General features: G+C 75.6%; 1 protein-coding gene. It reads right to left on the minus strand.

Annotated elements, in window-relative coordinates; all coding sequences use genetic code 11:
- Positions 1-33: 33 nt before the first annotated feature.
- Positions 34-888 carry an ABC transporter ATP-binding protein gene (locus KMS84_RS38590; RefSeq protein ID WP_256921221.1) on the minus strand — a complete coding sequence of 285 codons (855 nt, stop codon included), beginning with the start codon at positions 886-888 and terminating at the stop codon, positions 34-36.
- Positions 889-993: the final 105 nt, after the last annotated feature.

The raw sequence follows: 993 nt of genomic DNA on the forward strand, positions 1-993 counted from the left end.
GCGTGGCGGACGGGGCGGGGGGCGTCTGCGTGGTCATCGGGTGCTCTCCTTCGCTCGGGCCGTCTGCGTGGCGGCGTCCACCAGGTGCAGGAAGGCGGACTCGACGGTGTCGGCGCCGGTGCGGGTGCGCAGGGCGTCGGGGGTGGCGTCGGCGAGGATGCGGCCCTCGCGCATGAGGAGGAGGCGGTGGCAGCGCTCGGCCTCGTCCATGACGTGGGAGGAGATCAGGAGGGTCGCGCCCCGGCTGGTGGCGATGTCGTGGAAGAGGTCCCACAGGTCGCGGCGCAGGACGGGGTCGAGGCCGACGGTGGGCTCGTCGAGGACGAGGAGCTCCGGCGCGCCCAGGAGGGCGACGGCCAGGGAGACGCGGTTGCGCTGACCGCCGGAGAGGTTGCCGGCCAGGGCGTCCGCGTGGGTGGTCAGGTCGACGTCGGCGATCGCGCGGGTGACGTTCTCGTGGCGCCGCTCGGCCGCCGCCCGGCCGGGGTCGAGGATCGCCGCGAAGTAGTCCAGGTTCTGGCGGACCGTCAGGTCGTCGTAGACGGACGGGGCCTGGGTGACGTAGCCGATGCGGGCGCGCAGGTCGGGGTGGCCGGCGGGGCGGCCGAGGACGTCCAGCGTGCCGGTGACCTTCGCCTGGGTGCCGACGACGGAGCGCATGAGGGTCGACTTGCCGCAGCCGGAGGGGCCCAGGAGCCCGGTGATCTGGCCGCGCGGGACGGTGAAGTCGAGGGAGCGCAGGACGGTGCGGGGGCCGCGGGCCACGGTGAGGCCCTGGGCGCGCACGGCCGGCGCGGCGGCTTCGGCCCGGCCGCCCGGGTTCCGCTGCTCCTCGGATCGCCGCGCTTCGCGGTCGGGCGGGCGGGAGCCGGACTTGAAATTCATCATGCGATGAATAATGCGCGCGGCGCGGTGAGGCGTCAAGGGGCACGGGTGGCACGGGCCGCGAGCACCCCGGGGGACGCACGTGCGCGGCGGCCCTGGGGGTGGGCC

The sequence above is a fragment of the Streptomyces hilarionis genome (assembly GCF_024539675.1).
GTDB classification, from domain to species: domain Bacteria; phylum Actinomycetota; class Actinomycetes; order Streptomycetales; family Streptomycetaceae; genus Streptomyces; species Streptomyces hilarionis.